This window comes from Pseudanabaena sp. 'Roaring Creek', assembly GCF_001402795.1.
Taxonomy (GTDB): Bacteria; Cyanobacteriota; Cyanobacteriia; order Pseudanabaenales; family Pseudanabaenaceae; genus Pseudanabaena.
Genome location: NZ_LIRE01000766.1, coordinates 1 through 16,160, shown reverse-complemented (window position 1 = coordinate 16,160; position 16,160 = coordinate 1). Strand labels below are relative to the sequence as shown.

At 42.9% G+C, this 16,160-nt stretch carries 16 protein-coding genes and 1 pseudogene; 9 read left to right on the top strand and 8 right to left on the bottom strand.

All coding sequences use genetic code 11. The features are described 5' to 3' along the window. Nucleotides 1-181: 181 nt before the first annotated feature. On the bottom strand, nucleotides 182-1,315 hold the full coding sequence (locus tag AC805_RS23985) for a cob(I)yrinic acid a,c-diamide adenosyltransferase (protein ID WP_055077744.1): 1,134 nt from the start codon (nucleotides 1,313-1,315) through the stop codon (nucleotides 182-184). 246 nt (nucleotides 1,316-1,561) lie between these two features. On the opposite strand from AC805_RS23985, the gene AC805_RS23980 reads away from it, so the two are divergent. Together AC805_RS23980 and AC805_RS23975 are read left to right on the top strand one after the other, a co-directional pair. Next, nucleotides 1,562-2,290 carry a Uma2 family endonuclease gene (locus AC805_RS23980; protein ID WP_055077743.1) on the top strand — a complete coding sequence of 243 codons (729 nt, stop codon included), beginning with the start codon at nucleotides 1,562-1,564 and terminating at the stop codon, nucleotides 2,288-2,290. A 78-nt stretch (nucleotides 2,291-2,368) separates the two neighbouring features. Next, the gene (locus AC805_RS23975; protein WP_055077742.1) at nucleotides 2,369-2,947 is read left to right on the top strand and encodes a hypothetical protein; all 579 of its coding nucleotides are present in this window, start codon (nucleotides 2,369-2,371) and stop codon (nucleotides 2,945-2,947) included. 212 nt (nucleotides 2,948-3,159) lie between these two features. On the opposite strand, the gene AC805_RS23970 is transcribed toward AC805_RS23975, so the two are convergent. Continuing rightward, on the bottom strand, nucleotides 3,160-3,717 hold the full coding sequence (locus AC805_RS23970) for a pentapeptide repeat-containing protein (protein WP_231664320.1): 558 nt from the start codon (nucleotides 3,715-3,717) through the stop codon (nucleotides 3,160-3,162). A gap of 692 nt (nucleotides 3,718-4,409) precedes the next feature. Between AC805_RS23970 and AC805_RS23965 the strand changes: the two genes are divergently transcribed. The 3 genes from AC805_RS23965 to AC805_RS23955 all read left to right on the top strand — a co-directional run bounded on the left by AC805_RS23965 (nucleotide 4,410) and on the right by AC805_RS23955 (nucleotide 9,114). Continuing rightward, nucleotides 4,410-7,124 (top strand): valine--tRNA ligase, encoded by a 2,715-nt coding sequence (locus AC805_RS23965; protein WP_055077741.1) that lies wholly within the window; start codon nucleotides 4,410-4,412, stop codon nucleotides 7,122-7,124. 95 nt (nucleotides 7,125-7,219) lie between these two features. Then, the gene (locus AC805_RS23960) at nucleotides 7,220-7,429 is read left to right on the top strand and encodes a hypothetical protein (protein WP_055077740.1); all 210 of its coding nucleotides are present in this window, start codon (nucleotides 7,220-7,222) and stop codon (nucleotides 7,427-7,429) included. 8 nt (nucleotides 7,430-7,437) lie between these two features. After that, on the top strand, nucleotides 7,438-9,114 hold the full coding sequence (locus AC805_RS23955; protein ID WP_055077739.1) for a CocE/NonD family hydrolase: 1,677 nt from the start codon (nucleotides 7,438-7,440) through the stop codon (nucleotides 9,112-9,114). 180 nt (nucleotides 9,115-9,294) lie between these two features. On the opposite strand, the gene AC805_RS23950 is transcribed toward AC805_RS23955, so the two are convergent. Together AC805_RS23950 and AC805_RS23945 are read right to left on the bottom strand one after the other, a co-directional pair. Next, the gene (locus AC805_RS23950) at nucleotides 9,295-9,675 is read right to left on the bottom strand and encodes a hypothetical protein (RefSeq protein ID WP_055077738.1); all 381 of its coding nucleotides are present in this window, start codon (nucleotides 9,673-9,675) and stop codon (nucleotides 9,295-9,297) included. A gap of 168 nt (nucleotides 9,676-9,843) precedes the next feature. Then, entirely contained in the window at nucleotides 9,844-10,452 is a 609-nt protein-coding gene (locus AC805_RS23945; RefSeq protein WP_055077737.1) for a hypothetical protein, read from the bottom strand. Between AC805_RS23945 and AC805_RS25950 the strand changes: the two genes are divergently transcribed. Beyond that, entirely contained in the window at nucleotides 10,446-10,622 is a 177-nt protein-coding gene (locus AC805_RS25950) for a hypothetical protein (protein WP_156341562.1), read from the top strand. The two genes, AC805_RS23945 and AC805_RS25950, sit on opposite strands and share 7 nt — an antisense overlap. Nucleotides 10,623-10,635: 13 nt before the next feature. On the opposite strand, the gene AC805_RS23940 is transcribed toward AC805_RS25950, so the two are convergent. Continuing rightward, nucleotides 10,636-10,980 (bottom strand): type II toxin-antitoxin system RelE/ParE family toxin, encoded by a 345-nt coding sequence (locus AC805_RS23940; protein ID WP_055077736.1) that lies wholly within the window; start codon nucleotides 10,978-10,980, stop codon nucleotides 10,636-10,638. Next, the gene (locus tag AC805_RS23935) at nucleotides 10,977-11,231 is read right to left on the bottom strand and encodes a hypothetical protein (protein WP_055077735.1); all 255 of its coding nucleotides are present in this window, start codon (nucleotides 11,229-11,231) and stop codon (nucleotides 10,977-10,979) included. The genes AC805_RS23940 and AC805_RS23935 overlap by 4 nt, the downstream gene beginning before the upstream one ends. A 429-nt stretch (nucleotides 11,232-11,660) precedes the next feature. Here AC805_RS23935 and AC805_RS26610 point away from each other — a divergent pair, with 429 nt between their 5' ends. Further along, nucleotides 11,661-12,455, top strand: coding sequence for a hypothetical protein (locus AC805_RS26610; RefSeq protein WP_197278836.1), 795 nt, complete (start codon nucleotides 11,661-11,663; stop codon nucleotides 12,453-12,455). Continuing rightward, nucleotides 12,435-12,791, top strand: a pseudogene (locus AC805_RS23930) (transposase); the annotation flags it as partial. The gene AC805_RS26610 and the pseudogene AC805_RS23930, both read left to right, overlap by 21 nt. Nucleotides 12,792-12,815: 24 nt before the next feature. On the opposite strand, the gene AC805_RS23925 reads toward AC805_RS23930, so the two are convergent. Both AC805_RS23925 and AC805_RS23920 read right to left on the bottom strand, forming a co-directional pair. Then, a complete protein-coding gene (locus AC805_RS23925; protein WP_055077734.1) occupies nucleotides 12,816-13,568 on the bottom strand; it encodes a phycobilisome rod-core linker polypeptide in 753 nt (250 codons plus the stop codon). A gap of 264 nt (nucleotides 13,569-13,832) precedes the next feature. Further along, nucleotides 13,833-14,294, bottom strand: coding sequence for a phycocyanin (locus AC805_RS23920; protein WP_231664310.1), 462 nt, complete (start codon nucleotides 14,292-14,294; stop codon nucleotides 13,833-13,835). Between the two features lie 776 nt (nucleotides 14,295-15,070). On the opposite strand from AC805_RS23920, the gene AC805_RS23915 reads away from it, so the two are divergent. Beyond that, a complete protein-coding gene (locus AC805_RS23915; protein ID WP_055077732.1) occupies nucleotides 15,071-16,069 on the top strand; it encodes an ATP-binding cassette domain-containing protein in 999 nt (332 codons plus the stop codon). The last annotated feature ends 91 nt before the right edge of the window (nucleotides 16,070-16,160 follow it).

The window sequence follows — 16,160 nt, the reverse complement described above, 5'->3', positions numbered from 1 at the left end:
AATTATAGCTACAGTCACTTGACTTAGGACAAATCAAACCCCAAGAATTGATTGGCGGCGCTTTGCGCCGCCAATCAATTCTTGGGGTTTATGTCCTATTAGACTTGGCGACAGCTATAAACACCAAACCCAGTAAGGGTTTTCAAAGCTCAAAATGGCGTAGCCATTTTGAGCTTTGGTATTAAAAGTCTACGCCCCGTTTGAGATCTACACCTTTTTCAGCGTAGTGTTTATGACAGACCATTTCTGAATGAACTGAAGCTAGATCGAAATAGGCTGGTTGATTGAGGCAACGACCTGTAATAATCACTTCCGTATCGCGGGACTTCTTGAGTAAGGCTTGGCAGATCGGCTCCACAGGTAATAAATCTAAATCGACGGTGGGATTTAACTCGTCAAGGATGATCGTTTTGTAGAGTCCTGAAGCGATCGCAGCTTGGGCAATTTCCCAACCACGTTGAGCTTCGATGCAGTCCATTTCTTGCTGTTGACCGCGCCAGACGATCGCATCCCGTCCGCAGCGCTGATGATCGATGACATGGGGATAACCACGCTTGAGCGCAGCGATCGCCGCATCCTCGGTATAGCCTGTTCCGCCTTTGAGCCACTGCATGATTAAGACGCGGTGCGATAGGTCTCGGCTGATTCCCGTACCGATCGCCTTGAGTGATCGACCTAAGGCTGATGTACTTTTACCTTTGCCAGCACCTGTATAAATCTCAATCCCCGTAACATCGTATTTTTCAGCATGAGCATCATCATGCGATCGCATTTCCGAGTGCAGGTCGGCGATATCAATTAAGGATTGAGGTGCGCCACGTCCTGTACAGATAACTTCGAGATGGGCAGGTTTATTTTTTAAATCTTTAACAATGCGATCGGCAGGAATTAAACCCAGATCGAGAACGGGATTAATTTCATCGAGGACAACTACGGAATAAAGTCCCGAAGCCATGGCTCCTTTGGCAATCGCCCAACCCCGTTCGGCTTCTTGGCGATCGAAGGGAGTAACATGCTCCGCATCAAAAAATTCGGCGCGACCAGTGCGTACGTGATCGATCAGGTGGGGAAATCCTTGCTGCAAAGCGGAAATTGCAGCATCTTCGGCATATTCACGCTCTGAACCTTTGAGAAATCGTAATAATAAAATTCTCGTACCAAAAGGTGATGTGTCGGACATACCCAAGCCTAGCGATCGCAGAACTACGCCCAATGCGGCCTGTGATTTGCCTTTGCCAGTTCCGTCATAAACATGGATTTGTCCGATCTCACGTTCGGGACGCACCTGTGCGGTCATGATGCCAATCGCTGCCATGTTTTTACTTAATCTCTTTTCACAACGCAATACAATAGTATAACAACCCTATCAAACCCAAGATACTGCCCTTGGCGATCAAAGCAAACCCCAAGAAGAATTTTGAAAGCTTTGCTAAGCAAAGCTTTCAAAATTCTTCTTGGGGTTTGATCGGTAATTGCTGTGAGGGTAGCGGCGCTTTGCGCCACCACTCTGATCTTGTATAGTAAAATCCAAATAGAGCTAGGATACTTCTGGGATTAGCCGATGCTACAGATAGATCGCCAATATCTACCCACCAGCGATGAATTACCCGATTCTGACGATACGCCTGTGGATAACGAAGATCAAAATTTTTTACCTAACTTACTATTATTTTTGTTGGAATATATTTGGAAAAATCGCGATGATTGGTACTTTGGTGTGGATATGGGTATCTATCACACCACTGGCGTAAGTCCTAGAGTTCCCGTAATTCCTGATGGATTTTTGAGCTTGGGAGTGGAACGGCGCAAAAATGGTGGATCCCGTAGCAGCTATGTGATGTGGGAAGAGGAATATACCGCACCAATTTTGAACTTAGAAGTGGTATCCCATACCTATGGCGATGAATATGGCAAGAAATTAGAGATTTATCGCCAATTAGGTATCAAATATTATGTAATTTACAATCCTCAATTCTGGCGGCGCGATGGACATTTGCCTTTTGAGGTTTATAAATTAGTTGATGACGATTACCAATTACAGATTGGTGAGCCTCTATGGATGCCAGAGATCGGCTTAGGGATTGGACGTTGTGTCTTGCCAAGCGATCGCTTCGGGCGTGAAGTTTTAAGCTGGTTTGATCAAAAAGGCGATCGCTATCTCACCCCTGAGGAACAGGCTGAGATAGAGCGTCAAACGGCAAATACTGAGAGACAAAGGGCTGACGCTGCACAGAAACAGGTGGAATTGTTAACGGCAAAGTTGCGATCGCTTGGTATATCTGAAGAGTAGAAGCCCACGCTGAAATCGCGATCGGTATTTCTTGGCAAAATGCTAAAATCTACGTCTTAGAAACCATACCTTTGTGTCATGAGAAAACTTGCAGCCCGATCGCTAATTACCCTTGCAGCTATAACTACCGCAATTTTAGCCGCAACTTTAGCTGTGGCTACAGCAGTGCGATCGCAAACCAACCAAGGCACAAGCATTGAAATTTCGCGCCCCATAGTCCAACCTGAGAAACCCGAAATTAGCTCCAGCAAAAAGGCTAGTTTTGTCAAAATGTTTGAAGATATTGCGATCGCCCCCAACTTTTCCCCTAAGACGATCGAATTGCGCGGCATTAGTGGCGGTGGGATCGAAACTCAGAAAATCTCAAAGCGAAAAACAACTGAAACGGGTGAATGTATTGGGTTTATTGACTCGACCCCAGATCATAAAATTACACTGACAAGAGCATTTCGCTATCTTAAGCTGCAAGTTAAAAGCTCTGGCGATACGATTATGCTCGTGCGCGGTCCTGGAGGGGTCTGGTGCAATGACGATGCCAGCGATCGCAATCCAGAAATTAGTGGTGACTGGCTCGAAGGAACCTATGAAGTGTGGATTGGCTCCTACGAAGAAAACACCTCTTTTCCTTATTTACTCCAACTTACCGAGCAGCCCTAACCACAGGTCAGTTCGAGTGAAGCTGGCAAATTTTAAAAGCCCAAAAGTAAAAGCCTTGCGTAGCAAGGCTTTTACTTTTGGGCTTTGAGAAAGGGTTTGCGTAGCAAAACCTTTCTCAAAGCCAGTTTCAAATTATCCCGAACTCACGTTAACCACCACATCAAAAAAGAGGTAGAGATAGTCGGCGCAAAGCGCCGACTATCTCTATAGATTTAAATTGGACAGCCCAAGGTTTGGCGGCTGTCATTTTTAGTAAATGGATGCGTACCGCTAGCAACCGTACAAAGATATAAACGCATTCGCTCGTCTAAATTACGAACCCCCGTAAAATCAGTATCAGCACAGGTTCGCAGATTTTTCAGCATTGCCCCGCGCAAATTTGTGCCCCGAAGATTTGCTCCCTTCAAGATGGCTCCCGTAAAATCCGCCTCAATTAAATTCGCTCCACTAAAATTCGCAACACTGAGATTAGAACGCACAAATCGGCTATTAGAGGAGTTTGACCAAGTTAAATTTGCCCAGCTCAAGTCTGCATCGGCAAAATTAGCACCTCTCAACATTGCCCCCCTCAGATTTGTTTCAATTAAATTAGCTCCAGTTAAATTAGCATCAATTAAATTAGCGCTACTCAAGTCAGCCTTGTTCAAAGTAGCTCCCCTTAAATCAATACCAATTAGATTGACACTACGCAATAGACCATTACTAATGTCTACATTGGAAAAGTTACGATGTCCCTGTCTATATAAGTCTAACAGTTGCGCGACTTCCAAAGTGATTACTCCTACCAATAGTACCGTATTACCAACATCTCATGAAATTTATAGAGTTGAGGATTGGAGCGTTAGTTTAACGCATCTTAAGCATATAGTAATCCTAAATCATTTGTAGATTTTTGTCTTTGTGGAAGTGTCCCCCTTCTAAGTGCGCTCCCACAAAGCACCTGAGATCGATATATACCCTATCCTAAAATCTAGCCAATTCCTGATTAAATATTATTAAAAATCTGACGATTTAACAAGCATATCTCCCATTTGTAAAACTATTAGTGTAGACACTAAAACCATAGAATGTCCCTAAAAGCCAAATTTAACAAGTTCTTTGCGAAGAGTCCGAAATGATTGTTATCGCCACATAACGCATTAATTCTTATTTATAGCGATCGCCGTTCTTATGTATCACCATTCCCGATTAAGACACAAAGATTAAGCGAATAATTAGTGGTGCAAAGCACCACCCCTCATCTTTTGAGTCGTGATTTGTGTTCAAAAACTTATTGCCAAAACCCGTAAAGTTGCATCCCGTAGGAGCGCAGCTTTACGGGTTTTGGTTTGTAATTAATTATGCCTAACTACTCAATGTACTCATCAATGTACTCAAATAAGGAACTAATCGGGAGAAACGCTATAAAATATAAGCTGAAGATAAACATCAACTAAGTTTCCCCATTTTTAAGTAACCTGCTATGAGTACGACCGAACTTCCCAAACAATATAATCCTCTCGAATCTGAAGCTAAGTGGCAAAAATATTGGGAGGAAAGTGGCGTATTTGTGGCAGCTAGTCAAAGCGATAAAGAACCCTACTGCATTATGATTCCGCCGCCCAACGTTACGGGCAGCTTGCATATGGGACATGCTTTTCAAGAAGTGCTCATCGATATTCTCATTCGCTACCATCGGATGCGCGGGTTTAATACCCTCTGGCTACCTGGAACCGATCACGCCAGTATTGCCGTACAAACTATTCTGGACAAGCAAATCAAGGCAGAAGGAAAAACCAATCAAGAAATTGGTCGCGAAAAGTTTCTCGAACGGGCTTGGGAATGGAAAGCTCAATCGGGGGGCACGATTGTATCGCAACTGCGCCGCCTAGGAGTATCAGCTGACTGGACTCGCGAACGTTTCACCATGGATGAAGGATTATCCCACGCCGTTATAGAATCCTTTGTCAAACTCTACGAAGCAGGCTTAATTTATCGCGGTGAATACCTCGTCAACTGGTGTCCTGCTTCCCAATCCGCCGTTTCTGACCTCGAAGTCGATAACAAAGAAGTCAACGGACATCTCTGGCATTTCCGCTATCCTTTAGCTGATGGTTCGGGGCATCTGGTGGTAGCGACTACTCGTCCTGAGACCATGTTAGGTGATACCGCCGTTGCCGTAAATCCTGAGGACGATCGCTATAAATCTCTGATTGGAAAAACGATCATGTTACCGATCGTGAATCGGGAGATTCCCATTATTGCCGATGCCTATGTCGATCGCGAATTCGGAAGTGGCTGCGTTAAAATCACCCCTGCCCACGATCCTAACGACTTTGAAATGGGCAAGCGCCACGATCTCCCCCTCGTTAATATTCTTAACAAAGATGGCTCGATCAATGAAAATGGTGGGGAATTTCAAGGACAAGATCGGTTTGTAGCAAGGAAGAACATCGTCGCCAAACTGGATGAGTTGGGATTGGTAGAAAAAATCGAAGACTATACCCATACCGTTCCCCATTCCGAACGTGGCAAAGTACCCGTGGAGCCATTGCTGTCCATTCAATGGTTCGTCAAGATTAAGCCCTTATCGGATTTTGCCCTCGAACAATTCGATCGACAGAACTCGCCTACATTCGTGCCCGATCGCTGGGGCAAAGTATATCGCGATTGGTTGGTTCGTCTTAAGGATTGGTGCATTTCTCGCCAATTATGGTGGGGACATCAGATTCCTGCTTGGTATGCTCCCGATGGCACAATTTTTGTTGCCCGTAACGAAGCCGAAGCCTATGCCCAAGCCAAAGAAAAATTTGGCGCAGATATCACCTTAGAGCAGGATCCCGATGTACTGGATACTTGGTTTTCTTCAGGTTTATGGCCATTTTCCACTTTGGGCTGGCCAGAACAGACGCAGGACTTCCAAACTTTCTACCCCACTAGCGTGCTGGTAACGGGGTTTGACATTATCTTTTTCTGGGTAGCGCGGATGACGATGATGGCGGGATATTTTACGGGTAAAATGCCTTTCCACACGGTCTACATTCACGGACTAGTTCGCGATGAGAACAATCAGAAGATGTCTAAGACCAAGAATAATGGTATCGATCCTTTGATTCTGATCGACAAATATGGTGTCGATGCCCTTCGCTACTCTTTGGTTAAAGAGGTCACTGGCGCAGGTCAAGATATTCGTCTTGATTACAATCGCAAAACCGATGAATCCACCACGGTAGAAACCGCCCGAAACTTCGCGAACAAGCTCTGGAATGCCTCACGATTTGTGATGATGAATCTTAGCGGCTTGAATACCGCTGAAGGTATACAAGAGAATTTAGAACTAGCCGATCGCTGGATTTTATCGCGCTATCACCAAACCGTATTACAAGTACGCGAGCAATTGGATGCCTATAGCATGGGAGAAGCGACTAGAAGCCTGTATGAATTCTTCTGGGGTGATTTTTGTGATTGGTACATCGAGTTAGTCAAGTCCCGTTTGCAAGAAGATGCCGATCCGACTTCTCGCGCTACGGTGCAGCAAACCCTTGCTTTTGTATTAGACGGAATCCTGCGCTTACTACATCCATTTATGCCCCATGTTACGGAGGAAATTTGGCAGCTACTCACCTATGGTACGAGCGAGCCCTCCAGCGATCGCCCCGTTTTGGCAATTCAGCTCTATCCTGAAGTCGATACCGTACCGATCGATGCAGAGTTAGAAGAGCAGTTCCAGTTATTAATCGGCACGATCCGTACCATTCGCAATCTCCGTGCTGAAGCGGAGATTAAACCCAGTGTCAAGGTTAAGGTCATCTTACAATCCGATAGCGATCGCGAAAGGGCTTTGCTGGAAGCAGGCAAAAGCTACATTCTCGATCTAGCCAAGGTGGAAGATTTAGTGATCGTTGCCTCCGTTGATGCATCTGCCACCGAAGAAGCGATCGCGGGCGTGGTGGGAACCGTACAGGCGATCGTTTCCCTTGTCGGCGTAGTCGATATCGGGCAATTGGTCGCCAAGCTAGAACGTGCGCTCAAAAAGCTAGAAAATGCGATCGCCTCCAGTCAAGGACGGTTGAATAACGAAGGCTATATCAAAAAAGCGCCCCCTGAAGTTGTCGCCACAGCCCGCGCCGAACTGGAAGAATCGTTGAAACAGCAGGAGATTCTCAAGGCTCGGTTAGAACAACTACAAGGTAATTAAAAAAAGATGAGTGGCGGCGCATAGCGCCGCTACTCATCTTTTTTTGAGCTAAAATGACTGTCAAGAAAGCCTAAGAAAATTTACAAAAACTCGATATGTCCAATTCAGAAGCCATCAAAGAAAAATTCAAAGAAAAATTCAAAGAAAGATTTGTTGCGATCGCTAGCAAACGCGAACTATTAGTACAGTTGTCGCTTAACGATAATTTAGGTAGCTTGAGCATTGATGTAATCCAAGCTTTAGAGGAATTAGACGATCTGCTCATTGAAATTCGGAAAGTATTTCCCGACTGGCAACAAGACTAGGATATACCATGCCCCCGAAACTAACTGCTTTCCATTCACAAGTTAATGTGCAGCGGCAGGTCAAAATCCCCATGCGCGATCGCATTCATTTGACGGCTGATATTTATCGCCCCAAGAATGTCGATATGTCTTTACCCGTTCTATTGATGCGCCTGCCCTACGGTCGCGCGATCGCTTCCACCTGCACCTACGCCCATCCCAGTTGGTATGCCAGCCAAGGCTATATCGTGGTCATTCAGGATGTCAGGGGTTGCGGCACTTCTGAAGGTGAGTTCTATCCATTGCGAAATGAGTACGAAGATGGATTTGACACGGTGGAATGGTGTGCTAATCAATTAGAAGGTAGTAATGGCAAAGTGGGGATGTATGGCTTTTCCTACCAAGGCGTAACCCAATTTCAAGCTGCGGTAATGCAACCGCAAGGATTGGTAACGATCTGTCCGAGCATGGCAACCGCTGACTTGTATCATGGTTGGTTCTATTTTGGGGGTGCGGTCTGCTTGGATTTTGATTTAGGCTGGGCTTTGCAATTAGCCCAAAATCGCGCGTGGTATTTAAAAAAAGAACCCCAAGCTTCCCTCCTTTTTGCTGCCCAAAAGCAAATGGCAAAGTGGTTAGAGAGCGTTCCCTTAAGCTCGATAGAACTATTTAAAAATCAAGAATTTGGTGATTTTGGTTCCTTCTTTTTTGATTGGATCGGCAACCAACAGGCTGACGATCCCTATTGGCAAAAGCTCAATCCGCTCAGTTACTTCGATCGCTTTGATTTACCCGCCTTACATATCGGAGGATGGGCGGATATTTTTATCGAAGCAACAATTAACACCTATCATCACGCCCAAAAGGTCACCCGAAAGCCCCAGCATTTAGTAGTTGCGCCTTGGCAACATTTGCCTTGGTTGCCCAAGATAGGAGAGATTGATTTTGGTGAAGCTGCCGTTTCCCACATCGATCGATTGCAGGTAGATTGGTTCGATTTCTGGCTCAAGGGCATTGAGAACGGTATTAGCGATCGCGCTCCCGTGCAGCTTTTTCTAATGGGAAAAAACCATTGGCTCGATCTGCCAGAATTCCCCAAGGATTCCCATACCCAGAACTTCTATCTTTCTTGCCAAAAACAACTAAGTCAATCGCCAAATCGCAATCACCAATTACCAGATATTTACGTCTACGATCCGCGCAATCCCAATCCTTCAACCCCCTACGGGTTTTACAATCAATGTCACTTGCATCAACGGTGGGATGTGTTGGTTTATCAAAGTGAAATCCTAGAGGAAGATTTAGCGATCGCTGGCGTTCCCGAATTTATCCTTTATGCTGCTACTTCCGTTCCAGATACCGACTGGGTAGTGAAGTTGTTAGATATCTATCCCGATGGGAAGCAAATGCTGGTATCAATGGGTGTATTGCGAGCGAAGTTCCGCAAGGCTTGGACTAAGCCTGAGTGGGTCGAGCCTGACACAGTCCATGAATATCGCATTCAGCTACGTCCAACCTGTCAGAATTTCGCCCTAGGACATCGAATTGGCATCGCGATCGCTAGTTCGGCTTTTCCGATCATCGAACGACATTCTAATACCCAAAAGATTCCATCTTCAGCCACAGTCAGCGATTTCGTCGAAGCAACGCAACAAATTTTTTACGGTTCCGACCATCCTTCCCATCTAAAACTTCCGATCAAATAAACAATCTCCAAAAGATAAGTGGCGGCGCTTTGCGCCGCCACTTATCTTTTGGAGATTTATAGCTACCGTCAACTGGATCAGGGCATAAAGCCCAAAATAGTGTTGCCGCGCTCCGCGCGGCAACACTATTTTGGATTTTAATTTTGTCCTAACAAGACTGGCGGCAACTATGTGTTTATATCAAACATTACTATGTTTGATATAAGCTCTCCATCCACCATATTCCGTAATTTCCTTCTGCCCTTCACATAGGAATGGTTCCCCTAAAACCCCTAAAACTTCTCGTCCATCAGACAAAAGAATTTTACCAATAGATAAACCTGCTGGCTCAGACAATAGGATTTCCCCCAAGGCGGCGGGAGAAATTGACCAAATTTCTAAAGCGATCGCCCGTCCATTTTCCTTCATCCTGAGCATGGCAGGGTGGCGATCGGCGATCGACCAAAGCCTATATATAGGCGCAGTGATATCTTCTCTAACAAATGTAGCCCCGACCTTCAGTAAGTTGGCGTTTAGCTCTAACCCACGCATTAAAGTCCCATTAACCGCAAAATCAATCATCGTGCTTCCTTTCTGTTCATCACTATGCTCGTCAAGCTGCTCAATTCTACATTAGCGCTAATTCTTAAAATCGCAGCAACTGATACCGCGATCGCCCCATCATGCATTTCACCAAACAGCGATCGCCTTATTTCAAGATTACTAAGCTAAAAGTAGTTGAGAGCATTTTTAAATTGTTGTAGTGGAAACAAAACTTAGGAGAACACCAAGAATCTTGCCAATATCTGTGATGTAGTAGTCCGTAAGATCGATCTCTACAATTTGCTCAGTTATTTGCAGAAATTTCCAGATTTCCCCAGTGGTGACGATGCCATAAACGGTATCAATATCATTGTTTTCTAGTTCATTGAACAATTGAGCCGCGACCATTTCCGCAATACATTGCCCAAGTCCTGATTTAATATCCTCGTTTTTGGCTTCAACGATCGCAACTACTGGGGCACTAATCCTGAGTTGTTGTTTGGATAGGCTGATTAGATAATCGCAATAACCTGTAAGTCCTTGTTCGGGACTAACGCTAAATTCTGTGCCAGAAAATAGACTAATCGGTATTGGAGAACGCCGTCTTAGCTCTAACAAGGTGGGGGCAATCAGAAATTCCGATCGCCCTTTTTCGGTGTTAATAGCAAGGGCAAGGGGTATATTTTCGGCGAGGATCTTTTTAATGTCGTCACTAGGGACGATCGCTGTGACATGGGCAAACAAGTCAATTTTTTCTTCAATTTGCAAATGAAAGTCTTTTTCGACTTGTCTCAGCGTGAAGTTACTATATGCCATTGGATTCGCGTTTTTATTGCTTACTTCACAAGTATATATTTTCAGATTATGCGATCGCCCCTTCATTCAAATTACTAACCAGCGATCGCCTATCCGTCAAAAACAAAACAATGCGATCGCCCCATCATTCAAATCTCCAAACAGTGATCGCCTATTCTCTAAAAACTTAAGTAAGGCGAGCGCCTAAGTTTCCTCTAATTCTGGATCTTCACCAATTGTTTGCTGGTATGCATGACGAATGTGAAGAATGCGGACTGTTGAGATATTTTGTCCTTCTAAAATAGTAAAAATTACTCGGTATGAGTTCCGCCCTCGACCATACAGTAATTGACGGAGTTCTTGGCTAAAGAGATCATTCTCTCTTGCCAATGGACAACGCTTAGGCATTTGAGATAAAGATGCGATCGCTTCTAGCAACCCTGAATACCATTGACTTGCTGTAGTTGGAGAAGAGATTTGCGATAGTCGTAAAAATGCTTTATCAGCTTCAGCTTCAGCAATACTTGAGATTTCAATACGGTAGTTCATGAATTGGCTGGCAGATTGTACTTATGGCGTTGTTCTTCAGCAAAGTCTTGAAAAGACCGATGTCGTCCTGCCTCAAAGTCATCTAGTCCTTTTTGAATACCCTTAAGAGCTTCCTCTGAGTCTTTTTCTTCCCAGTCTAAAATACTCGCTAATAATTCAGATGCAATAAAATTAACGTCTTGACCTTGTTTTGCGGCTCTACTATGGAGCAATGCTTCTAACTTGGGATTAAGGGTAACAACTATTGACATAGAAATCCTCTTCTAGCACAAAGTTTCTAAGGTAATTATAGCTTTAGAAAATTAATCTCAGCGATCACCTATTCCCAAAAAATTAAAATAAGGCGATCGCGCCATTATTCAAATTATTAACCAGCGATCGCCTATTCATCAAAAATTAAAGTAAGGTGATCGCCCTCCATCTCTCCAAGTAGTGATCGCTCCTTCACTAAAAATAGGGCAATTAACTTAATCTATGAAATACGGGATAAACATTTTGATAATGTGCCAAAGGAGTAGATCTGGAAATCCAATTTTTTTATTTAGTAGCAATTTATCTTTCAGCTATTACCCAATTAATTGAACTTTTATGCTAGCTGAAACCAGAAAATTAGATTTTAACAATATTCTTCTATTATAATTTAGGTAGAAGAATTTTATATAAGTATTTAATTCGTGCTTATGCCTAATGATACTAAACCAAAGGTAGCTCAGAAATACTTAGATGTATTCCTAACTTTCCTACCATTGATACTCTTAGTCTTATTTATCTATTTGTCCAATACAGTCCCAGCTTTTGCTTATGTAGAATGGACTTTAGTCATTTCTGGAATAGGCTACTTGGTCTTTATCTACTTCAATTCACAAAGATTGTTAAAGAATCTTACAGATAGACATAATCTTCCAAAGATTTATACAAATTTCCCTGTTTACGAAACATCTGAGGAAGAATATCGCCTGATACGCAAAAAGATGGAAACTTTTATCCTTTCCGTAGAAGCTGATCGCTCTGCTCAAGTTGAACTGAACTCCAACGAAATTAATTCTCTTTATAAAAAAGGAAAAAATATAAGCGACATTAATTCTCTTTATAAAAAAGGAAAAAATATAAGCGATTCAGAAACTGAATTTATTTTTTCTTTACCTAACTTCTATGAAATTCGTGATGGAAAGATTTATAAATATTCTATTGGCTTTTTTCCCTTTAGTTGGACAGGATTTTTGAGTAATATCCATGAAATTGAGTTTCTTGAGCAAAATGGAAATTATTTTACAACTCAAAAAGTAATTGAACATAATGGGAAAAAGATTTCACCTAAGAAGCAATCATTAGTAAGTCAGCCTCTAGGTGGTGACTTGATAGATACGATCTTGCGTCTTGATAAAACTATGGATTGGTCAGACAGCATGAAACTAGTTATCAGTAAGATTCGACATATAGAGATATCTCAGGATAAATTGATTCTTAGAGCCTAAATTGCTCTTGGTACGATGGTTTACACTGACGAATATGCCATCTATAACCCTTTACAAGATTGGGGTTATGCTCACAAAACTGTTTGTCATGGGGTAGGCAAATATGCTAGAGATGAAGATGGTGAAGGTTTTTGTGAAGTTCATGTCAACACGATGGAAGGCTTTTGGTCGCTTTTACGCTCTTGGTTACGACCTCATCGTGGGATTTCTCAAGAAAAGTTACCTTTGTATTTGAGCTTCTTTGAGTTTGTTCATAATGCCAAGAGGAGGGGTAAAGCTTTGCTCAGTGCTTTGCTAGACTCCCTACTTTCTTTACCTCCCCGAAACACCTATTGAGCCTTAGTTTTTAATCATGCTAGATTACTTAGCTAAATTACGAAGTAGCTCCCGTTGATTCTCGTTCATATTCTGTAAGATCTGCTTGGCATCACTGTGTTGAAGCATCTGTAAAAGCTCTTCAATCTCCTCGGTTAACTCCTGAGAAACGGTGACTTTTGCCTTAGATTCACTAACAGATTTATGCATCTGATGTTCCTCAATTTTAGCATCTGGCATCACGCAAGTTCCCGTTTCGCAGTCCATTTTTAGTTCTTGCCAGTAAATCGTAGGAATTACTTTTCCCCTTTGACCAAAATGTTCATGCTGCAAGAGATTTGTTTGCAGGTAGTTGCGAGGTGACTCGTAGAAATTGATCTCCCGCGCATGGGGAATGGTGAACCCTCCAAAGGCTTTGCGATATTCTTCAGAGCCAAGAATTTCGTTAAAGAAGGCAGCTACGCCTTCCATCATCAACAAATTGATATACTTGGCAATCTCTTCATGTCCTTTGATCGCTCTACCAAGCAGATGCTTAAAACTAAATTCTACAAATTTAAGATTCGAGCAACCCACATAAAAATTGTTGAGATAGACCGATGACAAAATGAATTCGCCAATGAAATGTCGAACGCCTAGTTTTCCTTTAAGGAATTCTTTCTCAATCTTGGCAATTTCTCTACGCTCGTACTCATAGGGCTGACGCTCTAGCACTTGGGCATAGATTTTATGTAGCGCCGCCTGACGCTCAATTTCCGTAGATTTGCGATCGACGGTGGTGGGGGCATAGGTATCCATAGCATCTTCTCCAAAAAAAATGAAACTTGTGAGAATACTGCAACATAGAAATGCTGATTGCCTTGAGTTTTAAAGGCAAATTTCTATAATTTTTATAACTTTATAAGATTTATAACTTTATTAAGGACGTTCTCTTGAAACGCCGATCTTAATACCAATTTCCAAAATGGCAACGCCATTGTGGAAATCTCAAAACCTTACTGGGGTTGTTTTTTAATACACTGAAGTGAGCCAACACTTTAGTGCATTGGCATCACTTAAGCATTAGGTATTGAGCAACGAGGATACAGCCATATCGGAATAGGGCTTTACCAAGGCAGCACATTCTGCGGGTAGTCTCTCATCAATCACGGTCTGCAACAGACGATAAGCCGTAGAACATTCCTTCGCAATTTGATAGGAATTAATAATATTTGCCAACCAATCCATCAAAGCTTCACGGAAGAATAGTTCGTCATCACGCAAAATAGCTAGTGATGCATAGCGAATCATATTTGACATGTCATATTTGCAGCGTTGCAATTGTTTTTGAACCAATTCAGGATACTGCTGTGCCAAGAGTTGCAGTGCGCGAATTGTGATTTCATCAGCGCGATCGCGTAGCAGATTGTAAGTCTTGACTCGTAGAGAAAAGCTACTAGCAAAACGCTCTAAATTGTAAATATCGCTATCGTTCAGATAAACGCGATCAATAACGGCAATTTTTTCGTCCAAAGTACGATTCATTGTTAGCATAATCTTCTTCTTACCCCTATATTAAACTTAGCAAATACACCTATTGGATTGACTTAAACTCGTAGCTCAAACTGGTAAATTTAATTCGCTTGAAATCCCCGTTAATAAAATAATAGATTTGAATTCAAAACCATATTCAAGAATGAAATCAAAGTTAACTTAAAAATACATTTCGACATAATACATTTCGATGCATATATAGCTGGACATCGCTAAATCAATTGAATACTTTACCATTCAGGATACATAGCTAGTAAGGGATATAACCTTTCACAAATCATTTAGGGCTGTCATGTAAAATCGCGGCATCATGGGATAAGTTTGATGATTTCAACAGTATTAAGCGTTCCAAAAAACTTAGAAAACAAGTTTGCTTTTGTCGCGATCCCCAATAAATTATCGGGAGTACGATATTCAAGTAATTCAAAACAGAAATAATCATACGAAATAATAGGAACTCGCCGAGCTTTTATAAGATAGTTTTCTTGTTTACGATATTCTCTGCCCTTAAAACAACAAAAAGGAGCCTCATAAATATTGAAAAAATCTTTTAAGTAGCGATCGCGGAAAAAACTGAAGATTTTATTGCCGTTTTAAGAACGTCACGGTTAAAATGATTTAAGTAGCTAAGCATAAGTAAACTTAAAACCTAGACGAGCGTACCGCCCGCGTAGCGGATGGTACGCTCTCTGGTTTCGTCTTTTTTATGCCGAGCTACTAATTTAGATAGAATAATTTAGATAGAAATCAATATTTTAGATAAATCCATGCAGGCAGTACGAATTGAAAACCTCAAGAAAGCTTATGGCGAGACTATTGCCGTAGATGGAATTTCTCTAAATGTTACGCAGGGGCAAATCTATGGTCTGCTGGGACCGAATGGGGCAGGTAAAACGACAACGATGCGTTGCCTTTGTACCCTGACTGCGCCAGATTCAGGCTCGATCGAAGTTGCTGGGGTAAGGGAAGTAAGAGCAATTCGCAACCAATTGGGTTACGTGGCGCAGGAGGTAGCTCTCGATAAAGTTTTGACAGGAAGAGAACTATTAGAGTTTCAGGCGGCTTTGTATCACATCCCTCCCAGACAAATTCGCGATCGCATTGACAGCGTGTTGGATTTATTACAGTTAGAGCCCTACGCGGATAAATTATCGGGAACCTATTCGGGCGGATTGAAAAAGCGTTTAGATCTTGCCGCAGGTTTATTACATCAACCCTCAGTATTAGTCCTTGACGAGCCGACAGTGGGGCTGGACATTCAAAGTCGGATCGCAATTTGGGAGTTCTTGCGAAAATTACGCGCATCGGGGGTAACGGTACTGATCAGCAGCCACTATCTCGAAGAAATTGATGCGCTTGCGGATCGCGTTGCCATTATCGATAGGGGCAAAATTATTGCCGAAGGTACGACTAACGAATTAAAAGCTAAGGTAGGTGGCGATCGCATCACCATCAGGATTCGCGAGTTTGCGGAGCGTCATGAGGCAGAACATGCCCAGAAGATTTTGCAACAGCTCCCCATCGTCCAAAGCATTACAATTAATTCGGCACAGGGGAATGCCGTTAACTTATTCGTCGCCCCCGATGCCAATGCCATTAGCGAAATTCAAAATATGTTGGCAGCGGTTGATATTAGCGTCTTTAGTCTGTCTCAATCACGTCCTAGTTTGGATGATGTATTTCTCGCGGCCACTGGGCAAACCATACTAGATGCGGAAATTGCCCAGTCTGAAACGATCGCGGCAAAGGGGAAAAAGAAACGCTAAAACCCAAGAAGAGAGGGTTGGTGCAAAGCACCAACCCTCTCTTCTTGGGGAATAAATATAAAGACCCAGAGGCTGTAGCGCACGCTGCGCG

Coding starts and splice junctions, on each gene's coding strand:
- AC805_RS23975 (WP_055077742.1), top strand. CDS start 2,369: ATGAGAAAACTTGCAGCCCGATCGCTAATTACCCTTGCAGCTATAACT.
- AC805_RS23915 (WP_055077732.1), top strand. CDS start 15,071: ATGCAGGCAGTACGAATTGAAAACCTCAAGAAAGCTTATGGCGAGACT.
- AC805_RS23960 (WP_055077740.1), top strand. CDS start 7,220: ATGTCCAATTCAGAAGCCATCAAAGAAAAATTCAAAGAAAAATTCAAA.
- AC805_RS23940 (WP_055077736.1), bottom strand. CDS start 10,980: ATGAACTACCGTATTGAAATCTCAAGTATTGCTGAAGCTGAAGCTGAT.
- AC805_RS26610 (WP_197278836.1), top strand. CDS start 11,661: ATGCCTAATGATACTAAACCAAAGGTAGCTCAGAAATACTTAGATGTA.
- AC805_RS23965 (WP_055077741.1), top strand. CDS start 4,410: ATGAGTACGACCGAACTTCCCAAACAATATAATCCTCTCGAATCTGAA.
- AC805_RS23920 (WP_231664310.1), bottom strand. CDS start 14,294: ATGAATCGTACTTTGGACGAAAAAATTGCCGTTATTGATCGCGTTTAT.
- AC805_RS25950 (WP_156341562.1), top strand. CDS start 10,446: ATGCCATTGGATTCGCGTTTTTATTGCTTACTTCACAAGTATATATTT.
- AC805_RS23955 (WP_055077739.1), top strand. CDS start 7,438: ATGCCCCCGAAACTAACTGCTTTCCATTCACAAGTTAATGTGCAGCGG.
- AC805_RS23925 (WP_055077734.1), bottom strand. CDS start 13,568: ATGGATACCTATGCCCCCACCACCGTCGATCGCAAATCTACGGAAATT.
- AC805_RS23935 (WP_055077735.1), bottom strand. CDS start 11,231: ATGTCAATAGTTGTTACCCTTAATCCCAAGTTAGAAGCATTGCTCCAT.
- AC805_RS23945 (WP_055077737.1), bottom strand. CDS start 10,452: ATGGCATATAGTAACTTCACGCTGAGACAAGTCGAAAAAGACTTTCAT.
- AC805_RS23950 (WP_055077738.1), bottom strand. CDS start 9,675: ATGATTGATTTTGCGGTTAATGGGACTTTAATGCGTGGGTTAGAGCTA.
- AC805_RS23985 (WP_055077744.1), bottom strand. CDS start 1,315: ATGGCAGCGATTGGCATCATGACCGCACAGGTGCGTCCCGAACGTGAG.
- AC805_RS23980 (WP_055077743.1), top strand. CDS start 1,562: ATGCTACAGATAGATCGCCAATATCTACCCACCAGCGATGAATTACCC.